This window comes from Sphingomonas sp. SP1, from assembly GCF_058313395.1.
The window spans coordinates 555,468-575,188 of sequence record NZ_JBZFLC010000001.1; the positions used below are offsets into that span (position 1 = coordinate 555,468).

A 19,721-nucleotide genomic window follows, 5' to 3' on the forward strand; every position below is an offset into this window, starting at 1 on the left:
GCGCTTACTGGTACAGCGTCCCGGTATTGACGACTGGCTGCGTGTCCCGCTCGCCGCACAGCACCACCATAAGATTGGAAACCATCGCCGCCCGGCGTTCGTCGTCCAGTTCAACGACGTTCTTGGCCGACAGCTGCTTCAGCGCCATTTCGACCATGCCGACCGCACCATGGACCAGCGTCTGTCGCGCTGCGACCACCGCTTGCGCCTGCTGCCGCCGGAGCATCGCGCCCGCAATTTCCTGCGCATAGGCAAGGTGGGTAAAGCCGCACTCGTCGACCGAGATTCCGGCGACCTTGAGCCGTTCGTTGAGCTCGGACCGCAGTTCATCGCCGACCTTGTCCTGATTGCCTCGCAGCGTCACTTCCAGATGCTCGAAATCGTCATAGGGATAGCGCGAGCCGATGGTCCGGATCGCGGCTTCCGCCTGCACCGTCACGAACGCCTTGTAGTCGTCGACATCGAACAGCGCCTGCGCGGTATCGACCACCCGCCACACGATCTGCGCTGCCATCTCGATCGGGTTACCGCGCTGATCGTTGACCTTGATCCGGTCGGAGATGAAGTTGTTGGCGCGCACCGATACTTTCTGCCGCATCAACCACGGCAGCACCCAGCGCAGACCGGTCGTGCGGTCTGTTCCGCGATAGTCGCCAAACAAGGTGATTGCCGCCGCCTGGTTGGGCTGAAGCATATAGAAGCCGCTCAGGATGAAGATCAGCAGCACGGGCGCAACCGCCGTCGCCGTGATGGTGAGGGCATTGGCATTGTCGTTCGCCAGATTGATGATGCCATAAATCTGCAGCGCGAGCGCCAGCAGCATGATCAGCAGCATCAGGTAGCCGCTCGAGGTCGAGGCCGGCCGCTCCTTGCTTGCGTCGAGATGGATCATATCCCCTGTTCCTCCCATATCTAAGTGATATCATTTTAATATGCATGCAGCCGATTGCGCAAGCGGAATCGTCCGGGCTAGGGCGGGAAGCATGACAAATTGGCAATTGGTGATCCACGGCGGCTGCGGCGCCATGCAGTTGAGCGGTGCGGAAGAGGCGGCGGGCCTTGCGGGACTGCGGCAAGCGCTTCTCGCCGGTGAGCGCATTCTCGCCGCCGGCGGCGCCGCGCTGGACGCGGTCGAAGCCGCCGCGCGGGTGCTGGAGGACGACCCGGCGTTCAACGCTGGCCGCGGCAGCGTGCTTGCGCATGACGGGCGTATCGAACTGGACGCCGCGATCATGGACGGCCGCACGCGGTCGGCCGGCGCAGTCGCTGGCTTGCGCACCATCCGCTCCCCGATCGGCGCCGCCCGCGCGGTGATGGAGCACAGCCCCCATGTTCTGCTGAGCTTCGACGGTGCCGAAGAATTTGCCCGCGAACAAGGGCTGGAAACCGTCGACCCCAGCTGGTTCCAGACGCCCGAACGGCGCGCCCAGCTTGACAAGGTCCTCGCCAGCGGCGGCGGCTTCGACGCTGACGTCAAATACGGCACCATCGGCGCGGTCGCGGTGGACTCGTTCGGCCATGTCGCCGCCGCCACTTCGACCGGCGGACTGACCGCCAAGCGTTGGGGCCGGATCGGCGACTCGCCGCTGATCGGCGCTGGCACCTATGCCGACGACCGTGCGGCGGCGATCAGTGCGACCGGCTCGGGCGAATATTTCATCCGCGTCGCCGCCGCGCACGAGATCACGGCCCGAATGCGCATGCTGGGTGAGGATCTGCAGACCGCTCTCGACGCCGTGCTGGCCGAAATTACCGCCCTGGGCGGCTCGGGCGGTTTGATCGCCGTGTCGCCGCGCGGCGAAGCGGCGTGGGGGTTCACCACGCGCGGCATGTATCGCGGCAAGGCCAGTGCCGCGGGCCACGAGGTCGCGGTGCATGAGGCTTGAACCTGCGACACCGGCCGATCTCCCGGCGCTGCACGCCCTGATCGAGCGCGCCTATCGCGGCGACCCGGCCAAGCAAGGCTGGACTCATGAGGCGGACCTGCTCGGCGGTCAGCGCACCGATCTCGAGACGCTTGCCGCGATGATTGCCGATGATTCGCAGCATCTTTTGATGTGGCGGGATGGGAGCGGCCCCGCAGCTTGCGTGGCCCTGACCGACAAGGGCGCCGGGCTTTGCTATCTCGGCATGCTGACCGTCGATCCGGCGCGACAGGCCGGCGGCATCGGCAAGCAACTCCTCTCCGCCGCTGAGAACTGGGGCCGTGACCTTCTAGCTGCGCAACGCATCGAGATGACCGTCATCGCGCAGCGCCCGGAACTCATCGCCTGGTACGAGCGCCGCGGCTATCGGCTTACCGGGGAGCGTCGCCCCTTTCCGTATGGCGACCCGCGCTTCGGCCTACCCATCCGCGACGACCTCGAATTCGTCGTGCTGGAGAAGACGCTTTAAGTCACCATGCCCAGCAGCGTTTCCACCCGGTCCGCCTCGTGCGCCGGCTTGTCCCGGCGGATTCGGCTGATCCGGGGAAAACGCATCGCCAGCCCGCTGCGATGGCGCTTGCTCAAATGCACCGAATCGAACGCAACCTCGAACACCAGTGTCTTCTCGACCTCCCGCACCGGCCCGAAGCGGTTGACCGTGTTCTGCCGCACGAACCGGTCGAGCCATTTCAGCTCCTCATCGGTGAAGCCCATATAGGCCTTACCCACGGGCAAAAGCTCCCCGTCTTCGGCCCAGCAGCCGAAGGTGTAATCGCTGTAAAAGCTGGACCGCTTGCCTGATCCCCGCTGGGCATACATCACCACGCAATCGGCGGTCAGCGGATCGCGCTTCCATTTGTACCACAGGCCCACGCGGCGGCCGGCGACATAGGGCGAATCGCGTCGCTTCAGCATCATGCCCTCGATGCTGGCGTCGCGCGCGCCCGATCGGATTTCGGCCAGTTCCTCGAAGCTCGCGGCCGCGATCAGCTGCGACAGGTCGAACCGTTCGGCATCCAGCCGCGGCACGAACGCCTCCAGCCGCGCCCGCCGGTCTTCCCACGGCCGCTCGCGAAGATCCTCGGCGCCGTCGAACAGCAAATCGTACAGCCGGACGAACGCCGGATATTCACTTTGCGTCTTCGCGCTGACGATCTTGCGCCCCAGCCGTTGCTGCAGCGCGTTGAAGCTCGCCGCCGTGCCGCCATGCTCGTCGGCCCCCTGGCCGGCCCCCCGCACCAGCAGCTCGCCATCCAAGACGCCGGGGGTCTGGAATGCCGCCGCCACCTCGGGAAAGCTGCCGGTGATGTCGTCGCCGGTCCGGCTGTACAGCCGGGTCTGCCCGCCGGCATGGACCAGTTGCACGCGGATGCCGTCCCATTTCCACTCGGCGACATAGTCCTTGAACTCGACCTTCCCCTCCTCCAGCGGGTGGGCCAGCATGAACGGGCGGAACACCGGCACGTCGTGCACCGACGGCTGCTCGCCCCGCCCTTCACCCCAGGCAAACAGTTCCAGATACGGCGGCGACAGCCCGTGCCAGACCTCCTCGACGGCCTCGACATCCAGGCCGAACGCGTCGGCGAATGCCTGCTTCGAATTGCGCGCGCTGACACCGACGCGCAGCTCGCCGGTCGCCAGCTTGAGTAGGGCAAAACGGCCGGACGCGTCCAGGTGATCGAGCATCCGCGCCAGCTCGGCCGGCGCGTCCGACCGGCTCGCGGAACGCAGCCGGGTAATGGCTTCGGTGATGGTGATCGTGCCGTCGTCCAGCTCACCCTCGGGCGAGGGCCACAGCAGCGACACCGTCTCGGCCAGATCCCCGACATAATTGTGGCTCATCCGGAGCAGCAGCGGATCGACCCGGCTTTCGGCAAGGCCGCGGATGACTGCGCTCTTGACCGCTGGGATGTCGAGCGTGCCGGTCAGCGCCGCCAGCGCGTAACCCCGGTCCGGGTCCGGCGTCCGCTTCAGATAGTCGCCGATCAGCTTCAGCTTGGCGAGGCGGCTGCGGGTATAGACCAGCGCGTCGAGAAGCTGGGAAAAGGCGCGCATGGCCGCTCAATGCGCGGAGCGGCCGTTTCGTTTCCGAACCTAGTGCAGCCGTACGGCCACCGCTGCCAGCACCGCCTGGCGCTGCTGCGGCGTCGCGGCCGCCAGCGCATCGTCCAGGTGCGCAAGGCATTCGGCGGTGGCCACCCTGCACCCGGGCAGCAGGGCAAGCTGGGCCGACTGCCTCGCCAGCGCCTCCAGTCCGCTCAAGCCGTCCCGTGCAGCAAGCTCACGGATGGCGTCCATGCGAGCGTGGATATCGAGCGGGGACAGGCGATCGGCGCGGCCGTTGATTTCGCGCAGGCAATGGCTGAGATCGCGGCTCAATCCCTTCACCGATTCGGCCATGCACTCACCCTCCGTTATCTCCGGCAGGATGAGCAACGAAGGTTAAGGCCCTCCTAAGTCCCGGTGACAAAGGGAAGACGGCCGCAACTTCTTGACAAGGCGGAGCCGGGGCGTCATGGAGCGCCGGACCGAGCGGCGGCTTTCGCCGCTCTTTGTTTTTTGTGACACAATCGGGACTGGAACGATGGCCAAGCCGGCAACCGTCAAGATCAAGCTCGTCAGCACGGCCGACACCGGCTTCTTCTATGTAACCAAGAAGAACCCGCGCAACCAGACCGAGAAGATGAGCTTCCGCAAGTACGACCCGGTCGTGCGCAAGCACGTCGAGTTCAAGGAAGCGAAGATTAAGTAACGACCCTCTCAGCTCGTCATCCCGGACTCTGATCCGGGACCCAGCAGGAAATGCCGCGGCAGCGGCTCAGGGCGCCATTGGCGCCCTTTCTTGTGCGGCTCTAGTTTGCCGGGACCGGCTCGCCGTTCGTCGCCAGCAGCGCGGTCACCTCTTCGACGAACCGCATCACCGAAATTGGCTTCGACACATAGGCCGACGCTCCGGCTGCACGGACCCGGTCTTCATCGCCTGCGCCGGCATAAGCGGTCACCGCCATGATTGGCACCTGCTGCAGGTCCGGATCGGCGCGAAAGTGACCGATCAGCTCCAGTCCGCTGACGTGCGGTAACTGAATGTCGGTGATAATGAGTTCGGGCGCGACCGCCTGCGCTCGTTCCAACGCCTCACGGCTGTCGGTCACCGCATGCGGCTCATGGCCATGCGCAGCAAGGAGGTCGCAGAACAGCTTGATGTTCAGCGCATTGTCCTCGACAACCAGGATCCTGGCCAAGCAATCCGCTCCCATCAAGCCGCAACCATAGCATACGCCATGATCAGAACCGCCACAAACGTGCCAGAACCGGCAATCGTTGCCTTGCAGGCTCTTGCTGTCACGCTTCGGGACTCGGCAAGGGCCGAGCGGTTGCTCGCGCTGTCGGGCCTGACCGCGGACGAGCTTCGCGCGGGCGCCGCCGATCCGCTCATGCTGGCAGAAGTGTTGCGCTTCCTGGAAGCCCACGAACCCGACCTTGTGGCCGTCGCCGACGAACTCGCCCTGAAGCCCGAGGAACTGGTCGCGGCGCGGAGCGCTCTCGAGGCATGACCCGGCCCCTGCTCGTCACCGATTGCGACGAAGTCCTCCTGCACATGGTGTCCCATTTCTCCGACTGGCTCGGAGAAGCGCACGCAATCGACTTCCAACCCGAACATGGCGACCTCGCCACGGCCCTCAGATACCGGACCAATGGCGAACCGGTCCCCAAGGATCAGGTGTGGGAACATCTCGGCGGCTTCTTCCGGACGGAAATGCATCGGCAGACGCTCGTCCCGGGCGCGATCGAAGCCCTTGGCGCAGTGGGCGAAGTTGCGGACATCGTCATTCTGACGAACCTGCCGGACGTCGCCCAGCCCTGGCGGGTCGACCAGCTGGCGACCCATGGCATCCGTCATGAAGTGGTGTGCAATCAGGGTGGCAAGGGCCAGCCGTTGCGGCGATTGGTCGAACGGCACGGCGCCCAGCGCAGCCTGTTCGTCGACGACCTTGCCGTTCACCACACGTCCGTCGCCAAATATTCTCCCGATACGTACCGCCTGCACATGATCGCTGAGCCGCGCCTGGCCGCAGTCACGGAAACGGCCGAACACGCACATGCCCGAATCGACGACTGGGCGACCGCTACACCCTGGATCCTCGACCGCCTGCAGGACGCCGCATGACAAAGACCATCCTCATCACCGGGGCGACCGCCGGCATCGGCGCGGCCAGTGCCCGGCTGTTTGCCGGCAATGGCTGGCGAGTGATCGGCACCGGCCGGCGGGGCGATCGTCTTCGCGCGCTTCAGGACGAACTGGGCAGCAGCTTCCTGCCGCTGGAGATCGACATGCGCGACCTGGCTGGCCTCGACTCGCTCAATCAGCTGAGCGGCGAGTGGGGCGAGCTTGATCTCCTCCTCAACAACGCGGGTCTCGCTCCGCCGGCGAATCCGCTGCACGAGCAGGAATGGGACCGGCTCGACCAGGTCATTGAAACGAACATCACCGGCCTGGTGGCGCTCACCCGCGCGCTGCTCCCCAAACTGATCGAGCGCAAGGGCGCTGTCATCAACCTGTCCTCCGTCGCAGCGACCTATCCGTACCGGGGCGGCGCCGTTTACGCGGGGACCAAGGCCTTTGTGCGCCAGTTCAGCCTCGACCTGCGCTGCGATCTTGCCGGAACCGGCGTTCGCGTGACGTCGATTGAGCCCGGCATGGCCGAAACCGAATTCACCCTGGTCCGAACCGGAGGCGACCAAGCGGCTTCGGACCAGCTTTATGCCGACATGGATCCGATGACGGCCGACGACCTTGCCCAGACCATCTGGTGGGTCGCCACCCTGCCCCCGCATCTCAACATCAACACGCTCGAATTGATGCCGACCAGTCAAAGCTTTGCCGGCTTCAGCGTCACCAGGAAGGAGGAGCTCCGTTCGTCCTGAGCGTAGCGCAGCGAAGTCAAAGGGCGTTCTTGGGCAACGCCCTTCGACCTCGACACTGGCGGGCGTGCCCTTAGGACGAACGAGCTCTTGACCGCCGGGAAGGCAAAGGCCACCGAAAGTTTCATGAGCATCGATACCCGTCTCGCCGAACTCGGCATCACCCTGCCGGAGCCAGCGGCTCCGGTTGCGTCCTACGTTCCGGCGGTGGAGGCGAATGGGCTTCTTCACATATCCGGCCAGATCAGCTTTGCCGAGGACGGCAGCCTGATCACCGGACGGCTCGGCGAAGACGTTGACCTCGCTGCCGGGCAGGCCGCCGCTCGCCGCTGCGGAATCATGCTGCTGGCCCAGATCAGGGCCGCGCTGGGCTCGCTCGACCGGGTGGAGCGGATCGTCAAGCTCGGCGTGTTCGTCAATTCGGCCGGCCATTTCACCGACCAGCCCAAGGTTGCCAACGGCGCGTCCGAGCTGATGCAGGACGTGTTTGGCGAGGCCGGGCGACACGCCCGCTCGGCGGTCGGCGTTCCGGTGCTGCCGCTCGGCGTCGCGGTCGAAGTGGATGCGGTCGTCGCCATCCGCGACTGACCTCCTGCTCGCCGACCCGCTTGGCTTCGCCCATCGCGGGCTCCACGGCGCCGGCGTTCCCGAAAACAGCATGGCGGCATTCCGTGCGGCGCTGGAGCTTGGCGCCGGGATCGAATGCGACCTCCGGCTGTCGAGCGATGGGGAAGTCGTGCTGTTCCATGACCCCGACCTCGCGCGCATGTGCGGCCAGCCCAGCGACACCGCGACTCTCCACTCGGACGAGCTTCGCGGCCAGCGGCTTGGTGACAGCGAAGAATGCATTCCGACCCTGCGCGACCTGCTCACGCTGGTGGGCGGCCGGGTCCCGCTCCTGCTCGAACTAAAGCCAGTGCCAAATATCGACACCCTCAGCGAGACGGTCGCCAATCACATCGCGGGTTACACTGGTCTGATCGGCGTGATGAGCTTCTCGCCGGAGGTGGGGCATTGGTTCGGCCAACACCGTCCCGACCTGCCACGGGGACTGCTGCTGGAGAACATCGGCGAAAACCGCCCCGCGTGGTGGGTGGAGCGCGCCGATCCGACCTTCCTTGCCCTGCGTCAGGACGACGCGATCGCATCCTGGGTGCAGGCCGAGCGCGCCGCGGGCATGCCGGTTGCGGCCTGGACGATCATCGACGGCTGCCAACGCCAGGCGCTGGCAAACGCCGCCGACGTACTTATCTGGGAGGGCGATGGCCGACCGTGAGACCGTAACCGCCCGGATCGGCAGCGACATATCCTCCATCGAGGCCGCCCATTGGGATCGGCTGGCGGGATCAGGCGATCCGTTCCTGAGCCACGCCTTCCTGTCCGCGCTCGAAGGCTCGAACAGCGTCGGAGAGCGTAGCGGCTGGACCCCCTTGCCGATCCTGATCGAGGACAGCGCGGAGCTGGCGGCGGCCGCGCCCGCCTATCTCAAGAGCCATAGCCAGGGTGAATATGTGTTCGATCACGGCTGGGCCGATGCATGGCGCCGGGCGGGGGGCGAATATTATCCGAAGTTGCAGATCGCCATCCCCTTCACGCCTGTCCCTGGTCGACGGCTATTGGGCGATCGGCCGCAAGCCCTGCTGGCGGCAGTCGAAACGATCGTGCGCCAGAACGGGCTGTCCTCAGCCCATGCCACGTTCATTGCCGAAGACGAGGTGCCGCTGTTCTCGGATCGGCAGTGGCTGATCCGCGAGGGCCTCCAATATCACTGGTTCAATCGTGGCTACGGCAGCTTCGACGACTTCCTCGCCGCCCTCAGCAGCCGCAAGCGCAAGGCGGTAAGGAAGGAGCGGGCAACAGCAAGGGCCGGCCTTGAGTTTGTCGCTTTGCGCGGCGCGGAAATCCGTCCCGAGCATTGGGACGCCATGTGGCGTTTCTACCAGGACACCGGCAGCCGCAAATGGGGCCGCCCCTACCTCACCCGCGCCTTCTTCGACCTGGCGGGGGACAGCATGGGTGACCGGATCCTGCTGCTGCTCGCCCTGCGCGACGGCCATCCGATCGCCGGCACCCTCAACTGGATCGGCGCCGACACGCTTTACGGCCGTTATTGGGGCTGCACCGAGGACGTGCCCTTTCTCCACTTCGAACTCTGTTACTATCAGGCGATCGAGTGGGCCTGCGCTCATGGCCTCGCCAGCGTGCAGGCAGGCGCGCAGGGCGAGCATAAGCTGGCCCGGGGCTACGAGCCGGTCGTCACTCGCTCGGCCCACTTCATCCCCCACCCCGCTTTCCGGGAAGCGGTTGAGCGCTTCGTGGAGGAGGAACGCACAGCGGTTGCGTTCGAACTGGAAGCACTTCGTGACGAGCTTCCCTTCCGGCGCCCGGACTGACGCCCCAGCGCAGGCACGTCCCCGCCGCGTCAAATCGGGAGATGCTGTCCGATCAACCTTTTCAGCTTTTCGCCGTTGCAGTTCCGCGCCGACAGCCGCGGCAGATGGGTGATGCTCGATCGGACGGTGACCGCCTCGTTCATCGACCCGCAGGCGAACGCAAAGCCTGCCGCTAGGGCCTCACGCTGAACCTCGGGCGACGATCGGCCCTGCGGGAATGACATTCCTCGGACCGGCCGCCCCAGCATCGCCTCGAGCTGGGACTTGCTGCCCTCCAGCTCCTGTCGGCGAATATGGGCAGGCATCATGCCAAGCCCGGGATGCGTGACGCTATGCGCCCCGATCTCGATCAGATCGTCCCCGGCCAGCTGGCGCAGTTCGCTGCTGGTCAGGACCCGGTGCGACGGTCTGGCTTGCCGATCCACCCCGGCCCACGCCTGCAACTGCGCGACAATCCGTGATCGCTGCACCGGTTCCAGGGAGACGAGCAGTGTCCAGAGCTCATCATGCACCCGATGACGCGCGGTCGGCGGCGAGGCGAACGGTTGCCATTTCGCGTGCCGCTCCGCACCGTCCGGGGTCAGCCGGGCATCCTTGCCGAGATGGAACTCGCGCTGGCCCTCTGGCGCATCGATCCGGAGGCTGGCGGGCAACTCGCCCGGCGTCAGGAACACCCGTTCAAGCGTGTCCCACCAGAATTCATCGATGCCGTCGATGTAACCGGAGGTAGCAAACAGCGTCGCCGGGATCGAAAATCGCTCCAGCAACGGGCGCGCTTCGTGCAGGTTGTCGGCATATCCATCGTCAAAGCTGACGGCCACCGTTCCCTTGACCGTCCGCCGCTCCGCCACTTCGCGCGCCAATTGCGAGATATGGACGATCCGCGCGCCCGATGCCCGCAGCATGTTCAACTGGTCGGCAAAATTCGCGGGCGTGACGATCAGCCGCCACGGGTCGTTCTGCATCGGGGCGATCCGATGATAGATCAGGATCACAGCGCGTGACCTGACCCTCCGGGCGACCTGCGCGGCACGCTTCACAATCCGGCCTGGCCCGATCATGTCCCCGACTTCACCGCGCGCGCGCCGATGATCATGGGATAGTCGAGGTCCTGTCGTTCCAGCTCTTCGGCGGGAAGCTCGCTTGCTCCAAGCCCATATAGGAAAGCGGTGACCGACCGCAGGTTGCCGAACGTCACGAGGTCCGTGACACGGGCAGGAAAATGCTTCTCCAGCAGGCGCGCGATCGACAGTTCGGTGAAGCTCCAATACCAGGTCATCGTCCGGGTGCGCACGGGCGTCAGCCCCGGAACCGTCAGCAACAACACGCCGCCCGGCCTCAGGCTCCGCTGCAAGTCCGCCAACGCCTTGTCGAAGTCGAAGATCAATTGCAGCGTCTGGGTCAGGATGATGCAGTCGAACACATCGCTCGGCAGTGCTGCGGCGTCGTTGAGGTCGATGACGATGGTGGCCTCGGGGTTCGCGTCGTCGATGTCGAGCACGTCGCCCCTGGTCACGCGCTCTCCGCCCAGCAGCCGCGTATAGCCGCTGTCCTTCACCTCCAGCACATGGCCCTGCACATCGGCCGCATGTCGCTTCAGGAACGCCTCGATGTAGAAGCGGTCGATCGGCCCGCCGCGATCATAGCCGAAGTTTCGATCGATCGGAGTGGCCCGCCCCAGGTCGCCCCACCGCACTTGGCCGACGCCCGGCCGTCCACGACCGAGCAGCCGTCGGGCGGCCCTCCGCCCGCGCGTCAGCAGACTTGCCCGGGCTTCCGTCCCCACCGTGCGCAACCTTTAGGACCTTTTTCGCCGCATTGACGCTTGCTGCCGCAACGCATGATGCCCTGCAAGCCGCATGGGGCGTAATCTCCCCGGCTCGCTGAGAACCACCTGCGCCCAAACGGAAAAGGCCTGCCGGATCACTCCGACAGGCCCTTCCGCCCTCGCGTTCGCGAGAAAGCCTACTCCGGCTGCAGCGGATGCAGGTTCACCGCCGCGGTCTTGCCGCGCCGGTCGACCTCCAACTCGAACTCCAGCCGGTCGCCTTCGTTGAGCGACGGCATGCCCGCGCGCTCGACGGCCGAAATGTGGACGAATGCATCCGGCTGGCCGTCATCGCGCTGGATGAAGCCGAAGCCCTTCATGGCGTTGAAGAACTTGACCGTGCCGCTGGCCTTTTCGCCCGTCAGCTGGCGCTGCGGACCGCCGGCACCACCGCCGGCCGAGTCGCGATCGCCTCCGCCACTGCGTTCCACCGCCATCGGCTCGCCGTCGATCTTGAGGTTGGTGGCCGAAACCCGGCCGCCACGATCGACCAGCGTGAACTCAAGCGGCTGACCGTCGGCCAAATCGGTGAGACCGGCCTGCTCGACCGCCGAGATGTGGACGAACACATCTTCGCCGCCGTCATCGCGTACGATGAAGCCGAAGCCCTTCTGGGGATTGAAGAATTTGACCACGCCCTTGCCTTCGCCGACGACCTGCGGAGGCATTCCCCCGCCGCCGCCGCCGCCGCCGCGGAACCCGCCGCCGCCGCCGCCGCCAAAGCGACCACCACCGCCGCCACCGCCGAAACGATCGCCGCCGCCGAAGCCGCCGCCGCCACCGCCGCGATAACCGCCGCCGCCGCCGCCGCCGAAGCGATCACCGCCGCCGAAACCACCGCCGCCACCGCCGAAGCGGTCGCCGCCGCCGCCGAAACCGCCCCGGTCTCCGCCGCCGTAGAAATCACCGCCGCCACCGCCGCCGAAATCACCACCCTTGTCGCGACCGCGCCCACCGCGATCACCCTTGCGCCCTCGATCGTAACCCATGCAGTCCGTACTTCCTGTCGCCCTAAACGATTCAAACCAACGCGCTGGGCTCAACGGCGCAACCGGTCACGGGCGCGCGCCAAGGAGACACACGCACCATTCGAATCACTTAGCCGAAAAACCACCCTTGCTCCAGCCGATTCCTGGCATGCCGAGCAAGGGCGGGTTAAGCGGGCTCCGCACAGAGGCGGGTTGAGCGCGGGGCGTCCGCACCCCAATAGGAGCATCATGGCCATCCATTTCCACGAAGAAGACCTGCCCGGCACCGACCTGTTCGGGCCCGGCCCGATCGCGGTCGACACCGAGGCGATGGGCCTTCACCCGGGCCGCGACCGGCTGTGTCTCGTGCAGCTGTCGGACGGAAACGGTGACGAGCATCTGGTCCGCTTCTCGCCCGGCAGCGATTATCGCGCGCCCAACCTCAAGGCTCTGCTCGGCGATCCGGCCCGGCTGAAGCTTTATCATTTCGCCCGCTTCGACATTGCCATCATGCAGCATTATCTCGGGATCATGGCCGCCCCCCTTTATTGCACCCGCACGGCGTCGCGGCTGGTCCGGACCTACACCGATCGCCATGGCCTGAAGGAACTGGTCAAGGAACTGCTCGGCCAGGATCTCAACAAGCAGCAACAGACCAGCGACTGGGGTGCGCCGGACATCAACGACGCGCAGCGCGACTATGCTGCCAGCGACGTTCGCTATCTTCATGCCTTGAAGGAAAAGCTCGACGAGCGGCTGGCCCGCGAAGGCCGCACCGCGCTGGCCCAGGGCTGCTTCGACTTCCTGCCGCACCGGGCGCTGCTGGACCTTGCCGGCTGGCCGGAACAGGACATCTTCGCCCATGTCTGAAGCCGCCATCCATCAGCGTGAGGAACAGGAACATTGGGCCGAGCCCGGCAGCCGGCACGACCGGCTGGTGCGCCTGCTCAAGGTCGGCCTGCCGAGCGCGGTGGGGGTGCTCGCCGCCTTTCTGCTGATGGCGCCGCTGACCAAGCAACAGGAGGTCAGCTTCATTCTCGACAAGAACGAAGTCGACAGCGCGCCGGAACGGATGCGCGTCGAATCCGCGCGCTACTCCGGGCGGGACGACAAGGGACAGCCGTTCATCATCCAGGCCGACCGGGCGCTGCAGCGTTCGTCGGATGCGCCGATCGTCGACATCCGGGGCATGTTTGCGCGGCTCGGGCTGGAGAACGGCCCCGCGACCATCCGGGCCGATCAGGGCCGCTACAACCTCGACCGGCAACAGGTGCAGATCGTCGGGCCGGTCCGCGTCAACGGTCCGGACGGGGAGCAACTGGTCAGCCAGAACGTCCTGGTCGATCTCAAGAAACGCACGGTTACCGGCGGTTCCGCCACGGGATCGGGGGACGAAGGCGGCGTTGCGGCGGGCGGTGTCGCCGGCGACCTGCGCGCGCAGCGGCTCGGCCTCGACGGCGGGGTGAGCGGCCGGATCGAGCTCGGCGAGTTCCAGGCGGCCCGGGTGCGCGCCGACCTCGGCGCCCGGACCATCGTGCTTGATGGCGGTGCACGGTTGAAAATCCGGCAAGGGGCGGTCAGATGAGGTCCATGGGGCAAGCTTTTCTCGTTGCGTTCGCGCTCGCTTCGGCCGGGCTAGGGTCTGCCGCGCTGGCGCAGCAGGCGCGCGAGCCCGTATCGGCGCTCAAGGGGCACAACAGCAATGCACCGGTGGATGTGGCGGCCGATCGGATTGAGGTGCAGGACCGCGCCGACCGGGCGATCATGTCGGGCAACGTGCGCGTCCGGCAGGAAGAGCTGACCCTGGAAACGGCGCGCCTGACCATCAACTACAGCAGTGCCGGTGGGATCGAGATCGATCGCCTGGACGCGGCCGGTGGAGTAACCGTCCGCTCGCCGAGTGAAACCGCGCGTGGCAGCTTCGGGGTCTACGACCTCAACCGCAAGCTCATCACCCTCATCGGCGACGTCCAGCTCAACCGCGGCGACAGCGTGGTCAACGGCAACCGGCTGGTGATCGACCTCAATAGCGGCCGCGCGGTGATCGACGGCGGCCCGGCAGGCGTGGGCCAGAGCGGCGGACGGGTGACTGGCCGCTTCACCGTGCCTCAGCGCGGAAGCTGAGCGCGGACCAATGCTCGACACCCGCATCTCGACCGACGCCGCGATTCCCGCGGCCACGGAGGTGCGCGGCCTCGAGGTTCACTCGATCGCCAAGGCCTATGACAAGCGCCAGGTGCTGCACGATGTCTCGCTTTCCGTGCACCGGGGCGAAGTGGTCGGCCTGCTCGGACCGAACGGGGCGGGCAAGACGACCTGCTTCTATTCGGTCATGGGCCTGGTGAAGCCCGACGCGGGGCGCATCCTGCTCGACGGGCGCGACATCACCGGCCTTCCCATGTACCGCCGCGCGATCCTGGGGCTCGGCTACCTGCCGCAGGAAACCAGCATCTTTCGCGGAATGACTGTGGCGCAAAACATCGTTGCCGTGTTGGAAGTGGCCGAGCCCGACAAGCAGGCGCGGCGAGACCGGCTGGAGCAGCTGCTGTCCGAGTTCGGATTGACCGCCCTGCGCGATGCGCCCGCCATGGCCCTGTCCGGTGGCGAGCGGCGCCGCTGCGAGATCGCCCGCGCGCTTGCTGCCGAACCCAAGATCATGCTGCTGGACGAACCGTTCGCCGGCATCGATCCTATCTCCATTTCGGACATTCGCGATCTGGTCAAAGACCTCAAGAGCCGCGACATCGGGGTGCTGATCACCGACCATAATGTCCGCGAAACACTCGATATCGTTGACCGCGCCTGCATCATCTACGACGGCCAGGTCCTCTTCCAAGGCAGCCCCGAGGCGTTGGTGGCGGACCCGGACGTCCGCCGGCTCTACCTCGGCGAGAGCTTCGCGCTCTAGGATATCGAGGGCATGAGCCTCGCGCCCGGCCTGCACCTTCGAGCCTCCCAGTCGCTGGTCCTGACGCCGCAGCTGCAGCAGGCGATCAAGCTTCTCCAGCTCAGCAATCTCGAGATCGAAGCGGTGATCGCCGAGGAGGTCGCCAAGAATCCCCTGCTCGAAGTCGCGCGCAGCGACGAGTCCGTGGTTGTCCGTGAGGACCGGGAGGTCGGCGACGATGCGCCCGACCCACAGGGCGCGGACGAACTCGCTTCGCGCGGCGAGGAAGCGCTCGATGCCGACTGGACCGAGGCCGCACTTGATAGTGACAGCGCCTATGAAGTCACTGGCGGAGAGGCGGAAGAGGCCTTCGACTTCGATCGCCTGGCTTCGTGCGAAAGCGGTCTGTGCGAACATCTGATGGCGCAACTCGCCGGCGAAGGCGGCGCGGCGGCGCGCGCGGCCGAAGCCATCATCCATGAACTGGAGGAGACCGGCTGGCTGCAGACCTCGCTTCACGACATTGCCCGCTCGGCGGACGTGTCGCTGGCCGACGCGGAGCGCGGGCTCAACCTCGTGCAATCCTTCGATCCCCCCGGGGTCGGCGCCCGCTCGCTCGCCGAATGCCTGGCGCTCCAGGCCAAGGCCGTCGATCGCTACGATCCCGCCATGGCGCGATTGATCGACAATCTCGACCTGCTCGCGCGCGGTCAGATGGCCGCACTGAAGCGCATCTGCGGGGTCGATGACGACGACCTCACCGACATGGTGCGCGAACTGCGCGCCTACGATCCCAAGCCCGGCTGCCGGTTCGCGCCGGAGCCGGACAGCGCTCCGGAACCGGATGTCATCATTCGCGCCGTCGGCAAGGGTTTCACGGTTGAACTCAACAGCGCCAACCTGCCCCGCGTGCTGGTCAACCGGCGCTACTATGCCGAACTCAAGAGCGGCCCCCAAAGCAAGGAAAGCCGCGCCTGGCTGTCGGAATCGCTGCAAAGCGCCAACTGGCTGGTGCGCGCGCTCGACCAGCGGGCGCGGACCATCGTCAAGGTCGCAAGCGAGATCGTGACCCAGCAGGACGGCTTCTTCCGCGACGGCGTAGCGGCGCTGAAGCCGCTGACGCTCGCCAAGGTGGCCGAGGCGATCGGAATGCACGAATCCACAGTCAGCCGGGTCACCAGCAACAAATATCTGCTTTGCGACCGCGGCCTCTACGAGCTGAAATGGTTCTTCCGCTCAGGCGTCGCAGCCGACAGTGGCGAAGGCGCGTCGGCGGAGGCGGTCAAGGCCGCGATCGGCAAGCTGATCGCGGCAGAAACCGACATCTTGTCCGACGATACGCTGGTGGAACTGCTCAAAGCGCAGGGCTTCGATCTCGCCCGGCGAACGGTCGCCAAGTACCGCGAGGCGATCGGGATCGGTTCCAGCATCCAGCGGCGCCGGCAGCGCGCGATTGCCGGCAAGGCGGCCTAGAAGGACAGGCGCGCCCAGATCGGTAGGTGGTCGCTGGCCAACCGCGCCGAGGCGCTGTGATGGACCCCCGCAGCTTCGATCCGCAATTCCTTGTCGACGATGATCCGGTCGAGCGCCGCCACGGGCCGGCGCGAATGGAAGCTTGGGCCGGTGGGCGCGATCCGGAAATGACCGTCCAGATCCCGCAGGCAGCCGGCGGCCGAACGCCATTCGTTGGTATCGCCCATCAGCACGCTCGGCATCTTGTTCGGGCGGGCCGCGATCTCGTTCAGGATCGCGCGCATCTGCCGCCGACGCCACAGCCCCGACAGGTCGAGATGCAATCCCACGACGCGCAGCGGCCGGTCGCCGATCAGCAACTCGGCAAGAACCGCTCCGCGCGGCTCCAGCGTCGGCAGCTCCAGCGCGGCCACGTCCATGACCTCGACATGCGGCTTCACCAGCAGTGCGTTGCCGTGCCAGCCGATGTTGCGGGTATCGACGTTCAGCAGCTCGTCCACCCGCGCGCCGACCTTCGGCATGCGGTCCAGGATTCGCCGGTTCTTCACGCCAAGTGGCACCGGCTTGTAGCGGGCGTGCGTGTCGATCAGTTCATGCGGCACCGCCGACGCGCGCCCACCGGTCCGCCGGTCCGCCTCCTGCAGGGCCACCACGTCGGCATCGATCTCGTGCAGCACGTCCAGCACGCGCTGCGGATTGCGCCGCCGGTCGGTGCCCAGCGCCTTGCGCATGTTGTAGGACGCAACGGTGATGGGGTGAGAACTCACGGCTCGCTAACCGCCAGCGCTTCGGCTGCGTTCCTCAAACGTCCAGGTTCGCGACGCTAAGCGCATTCTCCTGAATGAACTCGCGGCGGGGTTCGACCACGTCGCCCATCAGGCGGGTGAAGATCTCGTCCGCGACATCGGCCTGCGCCACCTCGACCCGCAGCAGCGAGCGATTGGCGGGGTCGAGCGTGGTTTCCCACAGCTGCTCGGCGTTCATCTCGCCCAGCCCCTTGTAGCGCTGAATGCTCAACCCCTTGCGGCCGGCGGCAAGCACGGCGTCCAGCAATTCGCTCGGCCGGGTGATCGCAATCGGCTTGCCCTTGGTGTCGGCCGCAGCGACCTCGACCGCCTCTTCACCCTCGCCTGGACCGACGGTCGGCTCCGCTTCGGCCTGCGCACCCTTCTTGAGCGTGCGCAACGTGGACGGCCGGGCGTAGGTCTCGACCTGTTCCTTCATCAGGGCGTGAAGCTTGCGCGCCTCCGCCGACGCGATGAAGCTCGGCTCGACGATGGTCACGTCGGTGACCCCGCGCCACAACCGCTTGAGCAGATAGCCGCCCTCGGTCGCCAGCTCGCCGGACCATTGTCCTTCCGAATCGCCCTGCTGAAGCCAGCTCGCGACCTGTTCGATCGCGACGCGACGACCGTCCTGCGGCAGTTCCGGATCGAGCGCGCCGGCCAGCGCCAGCGCCTCGAGCAGGGTCGAATCATACTTTTTGGGGGCATAGCGCATCAGCGTGCGGACCCGGCGGGCATGATCGACCAGCGCGCGCAGGTCGGCGCCCTGCCGAACGTCGCTGGCGGTCTCCAGCTGCAGCCCGTCGAGCCCCGCATCGACGAGATATTCGTCGAGCTGCGAATCGTCCTTCAGATATACTTCCGACCGGCCCCGCGCGACTTTGTAGAGCGGCGGCTGGGCGATGTAGAGGTGCCCGGCCTCGATCAGCTCGGGCATCTGCCGGTAGAAGAAGGTCAGCAGCAACGTGCGGATGTGCGCCCCGTCGACGTCGGCGTCCGTCATGATCACGATCTTGTGATAACGCAGTTTGTCGAGGTCGAAGCCGCTGCGGTCGAGCCCGGTCGCGATGCCGGTGCCGAGCGCCTGGATCACCGTGCCGACTTCCTTGGACGACAACATCCGGTCCATCCGCGCCCGCTCGACGTTCAGGATCTTGCCCTTCAATGGAAGGATCGCCTGGTTGTGGCGGTTGCGGCCCTGCTTGGCGGATCCACCGGCCGAGTCACCCTCGACCAGAAACAGCTCGCACTTGGCCGGATCCTTCTCCTGGCAGTCGGCCAGCTTGCCCGGCAGGGAGGCAACGCTCATCACCGACTTGCGGGTCGCCTCGCGCGCCTTGCGGGCCGCTTCGCGAGCCGCCGCGGCGTCGATCACTTTCTGCACGATCGAACGGGCGTGCTGCGGATTTTCCTCCAGCCATTCGGCCAGCTTGTCGGCCATCAGGCTTTCCAGCGGCTGCCGGACTTCCGAACTGACCAGCTTGTCCTTGGTCTGGCTGCCGAATTTCGGGTCGGGCAGCTTGACCGAGACGATCGCGGTCAGGCCCTCGCGCATGTCCTCGCCGGTCAGGCCGACCTTTTCCTTCTTCAGCAGGCCCGATCGGTCGGCATAATTGTTGAGCGTGCGGGTCAGCGCCGCGCGGAACGCCGCCAGGTGGGTGCCGCCGTCACGCTGCGGGATGTTGTTGGTGAAGGTGAGGACGTTCTCGTAATAGCTGTCGTTCCATTCCAGCGCGACGTCGATGCCGATGCCGTCGCGCACCGCCGAAATGGCGATCGGATCGGGGAACAGCGGGTTCTTGGCCCGGTCGAGATATTTCACGAACGCGGCGATCCCGCCCTCATAATAAAGCTCATGCTCGACCCGCTCCTCATGGCGCGCGTCGACCAGCACCAGCCGCACGCCCGAATTGAGGAAGGCGAGCTCGCGGTAGCGGTGCTCCAGCTTCTCGAAGTCGAATTCGGTGATCTTGAAGGTGGCCGGGCTGGGCAGGAAGGTGACCTGCGTGCCCTTCTTGCCCTCGGGCGCGGGACCGACAACGCGCAGCGGCGCTTCGGCATCGCCGTGGCGGAAGCGCATGGTGTGCTCCTCGCCGTCCCGCCAGATGGTGAGGTCCAGCCACTCGGACAGCGCGTTCACCACCGACACGCCGACGCCGTGGAGGCCCCCCGACACTTTGTAGGCGTTGTCGTCGGACGTGTTCTCGAACTTACCGCCGGCGTGGAGCTGGGTCATGATGACCTCGGCTGCCGACACGCCCTCTTCCGCGTGGATGCCCGTCGGAATACCGCGGCCGTTGTCCTCGACCGTGACCGAGCCATCGGGATTAAGCTGGATGAGGATCCGGTCGCAATGGCCCGCCAACGCCTCGTCGATGGCGTTGTCCGACACCTCGAACACCATGTGATGCAGGCCCGAGCCGTCGTCGGTGTCACCGATGTACATGCCCGGCCGTTTGCGCACCGCATCCAGCCCCTTGAGGACCTTGATGCTGTCGGCGCCGTAACTGTTCTGATTGGGATCGCTGGCCATATAGAG

Annotated in this window: 23 protein-coding genes; 14 read left to right on the top strand and 9 right to left on the bottom strand. The window is 66.2% G+C overall.

The window, feature by feature from the left end:
* Positions 1–4: 4 nt before the first annotated feature.
* The gene (locus AC4GYS_RS02900) at positions 5–892 is read right to left on the bottom strand and encodes an SPFH domain-containing protein (protein WP_491107603.1); all 888 of its coding nucleotides are present in this window, start codon (positions 890–892) and stop codon (positions 5–7) included.
* Positions 893–983: 91 nt separating this feature from the next.
* On the opposite strand from AC4GYS_RS02900, the gene AC4GYS_RS02905 reads away from it, so the two are divergent.
* Entirely contained in the window at positions 984–1,886 is a 903-nt protein-coding gene (locus AC4GYS_RS02905) for an isoaspartyl peptidase/L-asparaginase family protein (protein ID WP_491107604.1), read from the top strand.
* The gene (locus AC4GYS_RS02910; protein WP_491107605.1) at positions 1,876–2,394 is read left to right on the top strand and encodes a GNAT family N-acetyltransferase; all 519 of its coding nucleotides are present in this window, start codon (positions 1,876–1,878) and stop codon (positions 2,392–2,394) included. The genes AC4GYS_RS02905 and AC4GYS_RS02910 overlap by 11 nt, the downstream gene beginning before the upstream one ends.
* Here AC4GYS_RS02910 and AC4GYS_RS02915 read toward each other — a convergent pair.
* Together AC4GYS_RS02915 and AC4GYS_RS02920 are read right to left on the bottom strand one after the other, a co-directional pair.
* Positions 2,391–3,980 (bottom strand): cisplatin damage response ATP-dependent DNA ligase, encoded by a 1,590-nt coding sequence (locus AC4GYS_RS02915; RefSeq protein WP_491107606.1) that lies wholly within the window; start codon positions 3,978–3,980, stop codon positions 2,391–2,393. The two genes, AC4GYS_RS02910 and AC4GYS_RS02915, sit on opposite strands and share 4 nt — an antisense overlap.
* A gap of 39 nt (positions 3,981–4,019) precedes the next feature.
* Positions 4,020–4,325, bottom strand: coding sequence for a hypothetical protein (locus AC4GYS_RS02920; protein ID WP_491107607.1), 306 nt, complete (start codon positions 4,323–4,325; stop codon positions 4,020–4,022).
* A 184-nt stretch (positions 4,326–4,509) separates the two neighbouring features.
* Here AC4GYS_RS02920 and rpmG point away from each other — a divergent pair, with 184 nt between their 5' ends.
* A complete protein-coding gene (rpmG, locus tag AC4GYS_RS02925; RefSeq protein WP_294171859.1) occupies positions 4,510–4,677 on the top strand; it encodes a 50S ribosomal protein L33 in 168 nt (55 codons plus the stop codon).
* Between the two features lie 100 nt (positions 4,678–4,777).
* On the opposite strand, the gene AC4GYS_RS02930 is transcribed toward rpmG, so the two are convergent.
* Positions 4,778–5,167, bottom strand: coding sequence for a response regulator (locus AC4GYS_RS02930; RefSeq protein WP_491107608.1), 390 nt, complete (start codon positions 5,165–5,167; stop codon positions 4,778–4,780).
* A 60-nt stretch (positions 5,168–5,227) separates the two neighbouring features.
* On the opposite strand from AC4GYS_RS02930, the gene AC4GYS_RS02935 reads away from it, so the two are divergent.
* From AC4GYS_RS02935 to AC4GYS_RS02960, 6 genes are all read left to right on the top strand, one after another.
* Positions 5,228–5,479: a DUF3572 family protein gene (locus tag AC4GYS_RS02935; protein WP_491107609.1), complete on the top strand. Its 252-nt coding sequence runs from the start codon at positions 5,228–5,230 to the stop codon at positions 5,477–5,479.
* Entirely contained in the window at positions 5,476–6,093 is a 618-nt protein-coding gene (locus AC4GYS_RS02940) for an HAD family hydrolase (RefSeq protein ID WP_491107610.1), read from the top strand. The genes AC4GYS_RS02935 and AC4GYS_RS02940 overlap by 4 nt, the downstream gene beginning before the upstream one ends.
* Positions 6,090–6,851 carry an SDR family NAD(P)-dependent oxidoreductase gene (locus AC4GYS_RS02945; protein WP_491107611.1) on the top strand — a complete coding sequence of 254 codons (762 nt, stop codon included), beginning with the start codon at positions 6,090–6,092 and terminating at the stop codon, positions 6,849–6,851. Before AC4GYS_RS02940 ends, AC4GYS_RS02945 begins: the two co-directional genes overlap by 4 nt.
* A gap of 123 nt (positions 6,852–6,974) precedes the next feature.
* Complete coding sequence (locus AC4GYS_RS02950; RefSeq protein ID WP_491107612.1) at positions 6,975–7,436, top strand: RidA family protein; 462 nt, start codon at positions 6,975–6,977, stop codon at positions 7,434–7,436.
* Complete coding sequence (locus AC4GYS_RS02955; RefSeq protein ID WP_491107613.1) at positions 7,411–8,124, top strand: glycerophosphodiester phosphodiesterase family protein; 714 nt, start codon at positions 7,411–7,413, stop codon at positions 8,122–8,124. Before AC4GYS_RS02950 ends, AC4GYS_RS02955 begins: the two co-directional genes overlap by 26 nt.
* Positions 8,111–9,241 (top strand): GNAT family N-acetyltransferase, encoded by a 1,131-nt coding sequence (locus AC4GYS_RS02960; RefSeq protein ID WP_491107614.1) that lies wholly within the window; start codon positions 8,111–8,113, stop codon positions 9,239–9,241. Before AC4GYS_RS02955 ends, AC4GYS_RS02960 begins: the two co-directional genes overlap by 14 nt.
* Before the next feature lie 29 nt (positions 9,242–9,270).
* Here the strand turns inward: AC4GYS_RS02960 and AC4GYS_RS02965 are convergent, their stop codons facing one another.
* The 3 genes from AC4GYS_RS02965 to AC4GYS_RS02975 form a co-directional block, all read right to left on the bottom strand.
* Positions 9,271–10,302 carry a polysaccharide deacetylase family protein gene (locus AC4GYS_RS02965; protein WP_491107615.1) on the bottom strand — a complete coding sequence of 344 codons (1,032 nt, stop codon included), beginning with the start codon at positions 10,300–10,302 and terminating at the stop codon, positions 9,271–9,273.
* Positions 10,299–11,027, bottom strand: a complete 729-nt coding sequence (locus AC4GYS_RS02970; protein ID WP_491107616.1) for a methyltransferase domain-containing protein — start codon at positions 11,025–11,027, stop codon at positions 10,299–10,301. The genes AC4GYS_RS02965 and AC4GYS_RS02970 overlap by 4 nt, the downstream gene beginning before the upstream one ends.
* A 179-nt stretch (positions 11,028–11,206) precedes the next feature.
* Positions 11,207–12,058, bottom strand: coding sequence for a cold-shock protein (locus AC4GYS_RS02975; protein WP_491107617.1), 852 nt, complete (start codon positions 12,056–12,058; stop codon positions 11,207–11,209).
* Positions 12,059–12,286: 228 nt separating this feature from the next.
* Here AC4GYS_RS02975 and AC4GYS_RS02980 point away from each other — a divergent pair, with 228 nt between their 5' ends.
* Genes AC4GYS_RS02980 through rpoN form a run of 5 tightly spaced genes read left to right on the top strand, consistent with a single transcriptional unit; the run spans position 12,287 to position 16,397 of the window.
* Positions 12,287–12,907 (top strand): ribonuclease D, encoded by a 621-nt coding sequence (locus AC4GYS_RS02980; RefSeq protein ID WP_491107618.1) that lies wholly within the window; start codon positions 12,287–12,289, stop codon positions 12,905–12,907.
* Positions 12,900–13,622, top strand: a complete 723-nt coding sequence (gene lptC / locus AC4GYS_RS02985) for an LPS export ABC transporter periplasmic protein LptC (protein WP_491107619.1) — start codon at positions 12,900–12,902, stop codon at positions 13,620–13,622. The genes AC4GYS_RS02980 and lptC overlap by 8 nt, the downstream gene beginning before the upstream one ends.
* A gap of 5 nt (positions 13,623–13,627) precedes the next feature.
* Entirely contained in the window at positions 13,628–14,161 is a 534-nt protein-coding gene (locus AC4GYS_RS02990; RefSeq protein WP_491107620.1) for an LptA/OstA family protein, read from the top strand.
* A 10-nt stretch (positions 14,162–14,171) separates the two neighbouring features.
* Positions 14,172–14,945 (top strand): LPS export ABC transporter ATP-binding protein, encoded by a 774-nt coding sequence (gene lptB, locus AC4GYS_RS02995; RefSeq protein WP_491107621.1) that lies wholly within the window; start codon positions 14,172–14,174, stop codon positions 14,943–14,945.
* A gap of 12 nt (positions 14,946–14,957) precedes the next feature.
* Complete coding sequence (rpoN, locus tag AC4GYS_RS03000) at positions 14,958–16,397, top strand: RNA polymerase factor sigma-54 (RefSeq protein ID WP_491107622.1); 1,440 nt, start codon at positions 14,958–14,960, stop codon at positions 16,395–16,397.
* Here the strand turns inward: rpoN and AC4GYS_RS03005 are convergent.
* Together AC4GYS_RS03005 and gyrB are read right to left on the bottom strand one after the other, a co-directional pair.
* Complete coding sequence (locus tag AC4GYS_RS03005; protein WP_491107623.1) at positions 16,394–17,164, bottom strand: endonuclease/exonuclease/phosphatase family protein; 771 nt, start codon at positions 17,162–17,164, stop codon at positions 16,394–16,396. The two genes, rpoN and AC4GYS_RS03005, sit on opposite strands and share 4 nt — an antisense overlap.
* Before the next feature lie 34 nt (positions 17,165–17,198).
* Positions 17,199–19,715 carry a DNA topoisomerase (ATP-hydrolyzing) subunit B gene (gene gyrB / locus AC4GYS_RS03010; RefSeq protein ID WP_491107624.1) on the bottom strand — a complete coding sequence of 839 codons (2,517 nt, stop codon included), beginning with the start codon at positions 19,713–19,715 and terminating at the stop codon, positions 17,199–17,201.
* Positions 19,716–19,721: the final 6 nt, after the last annotated feature.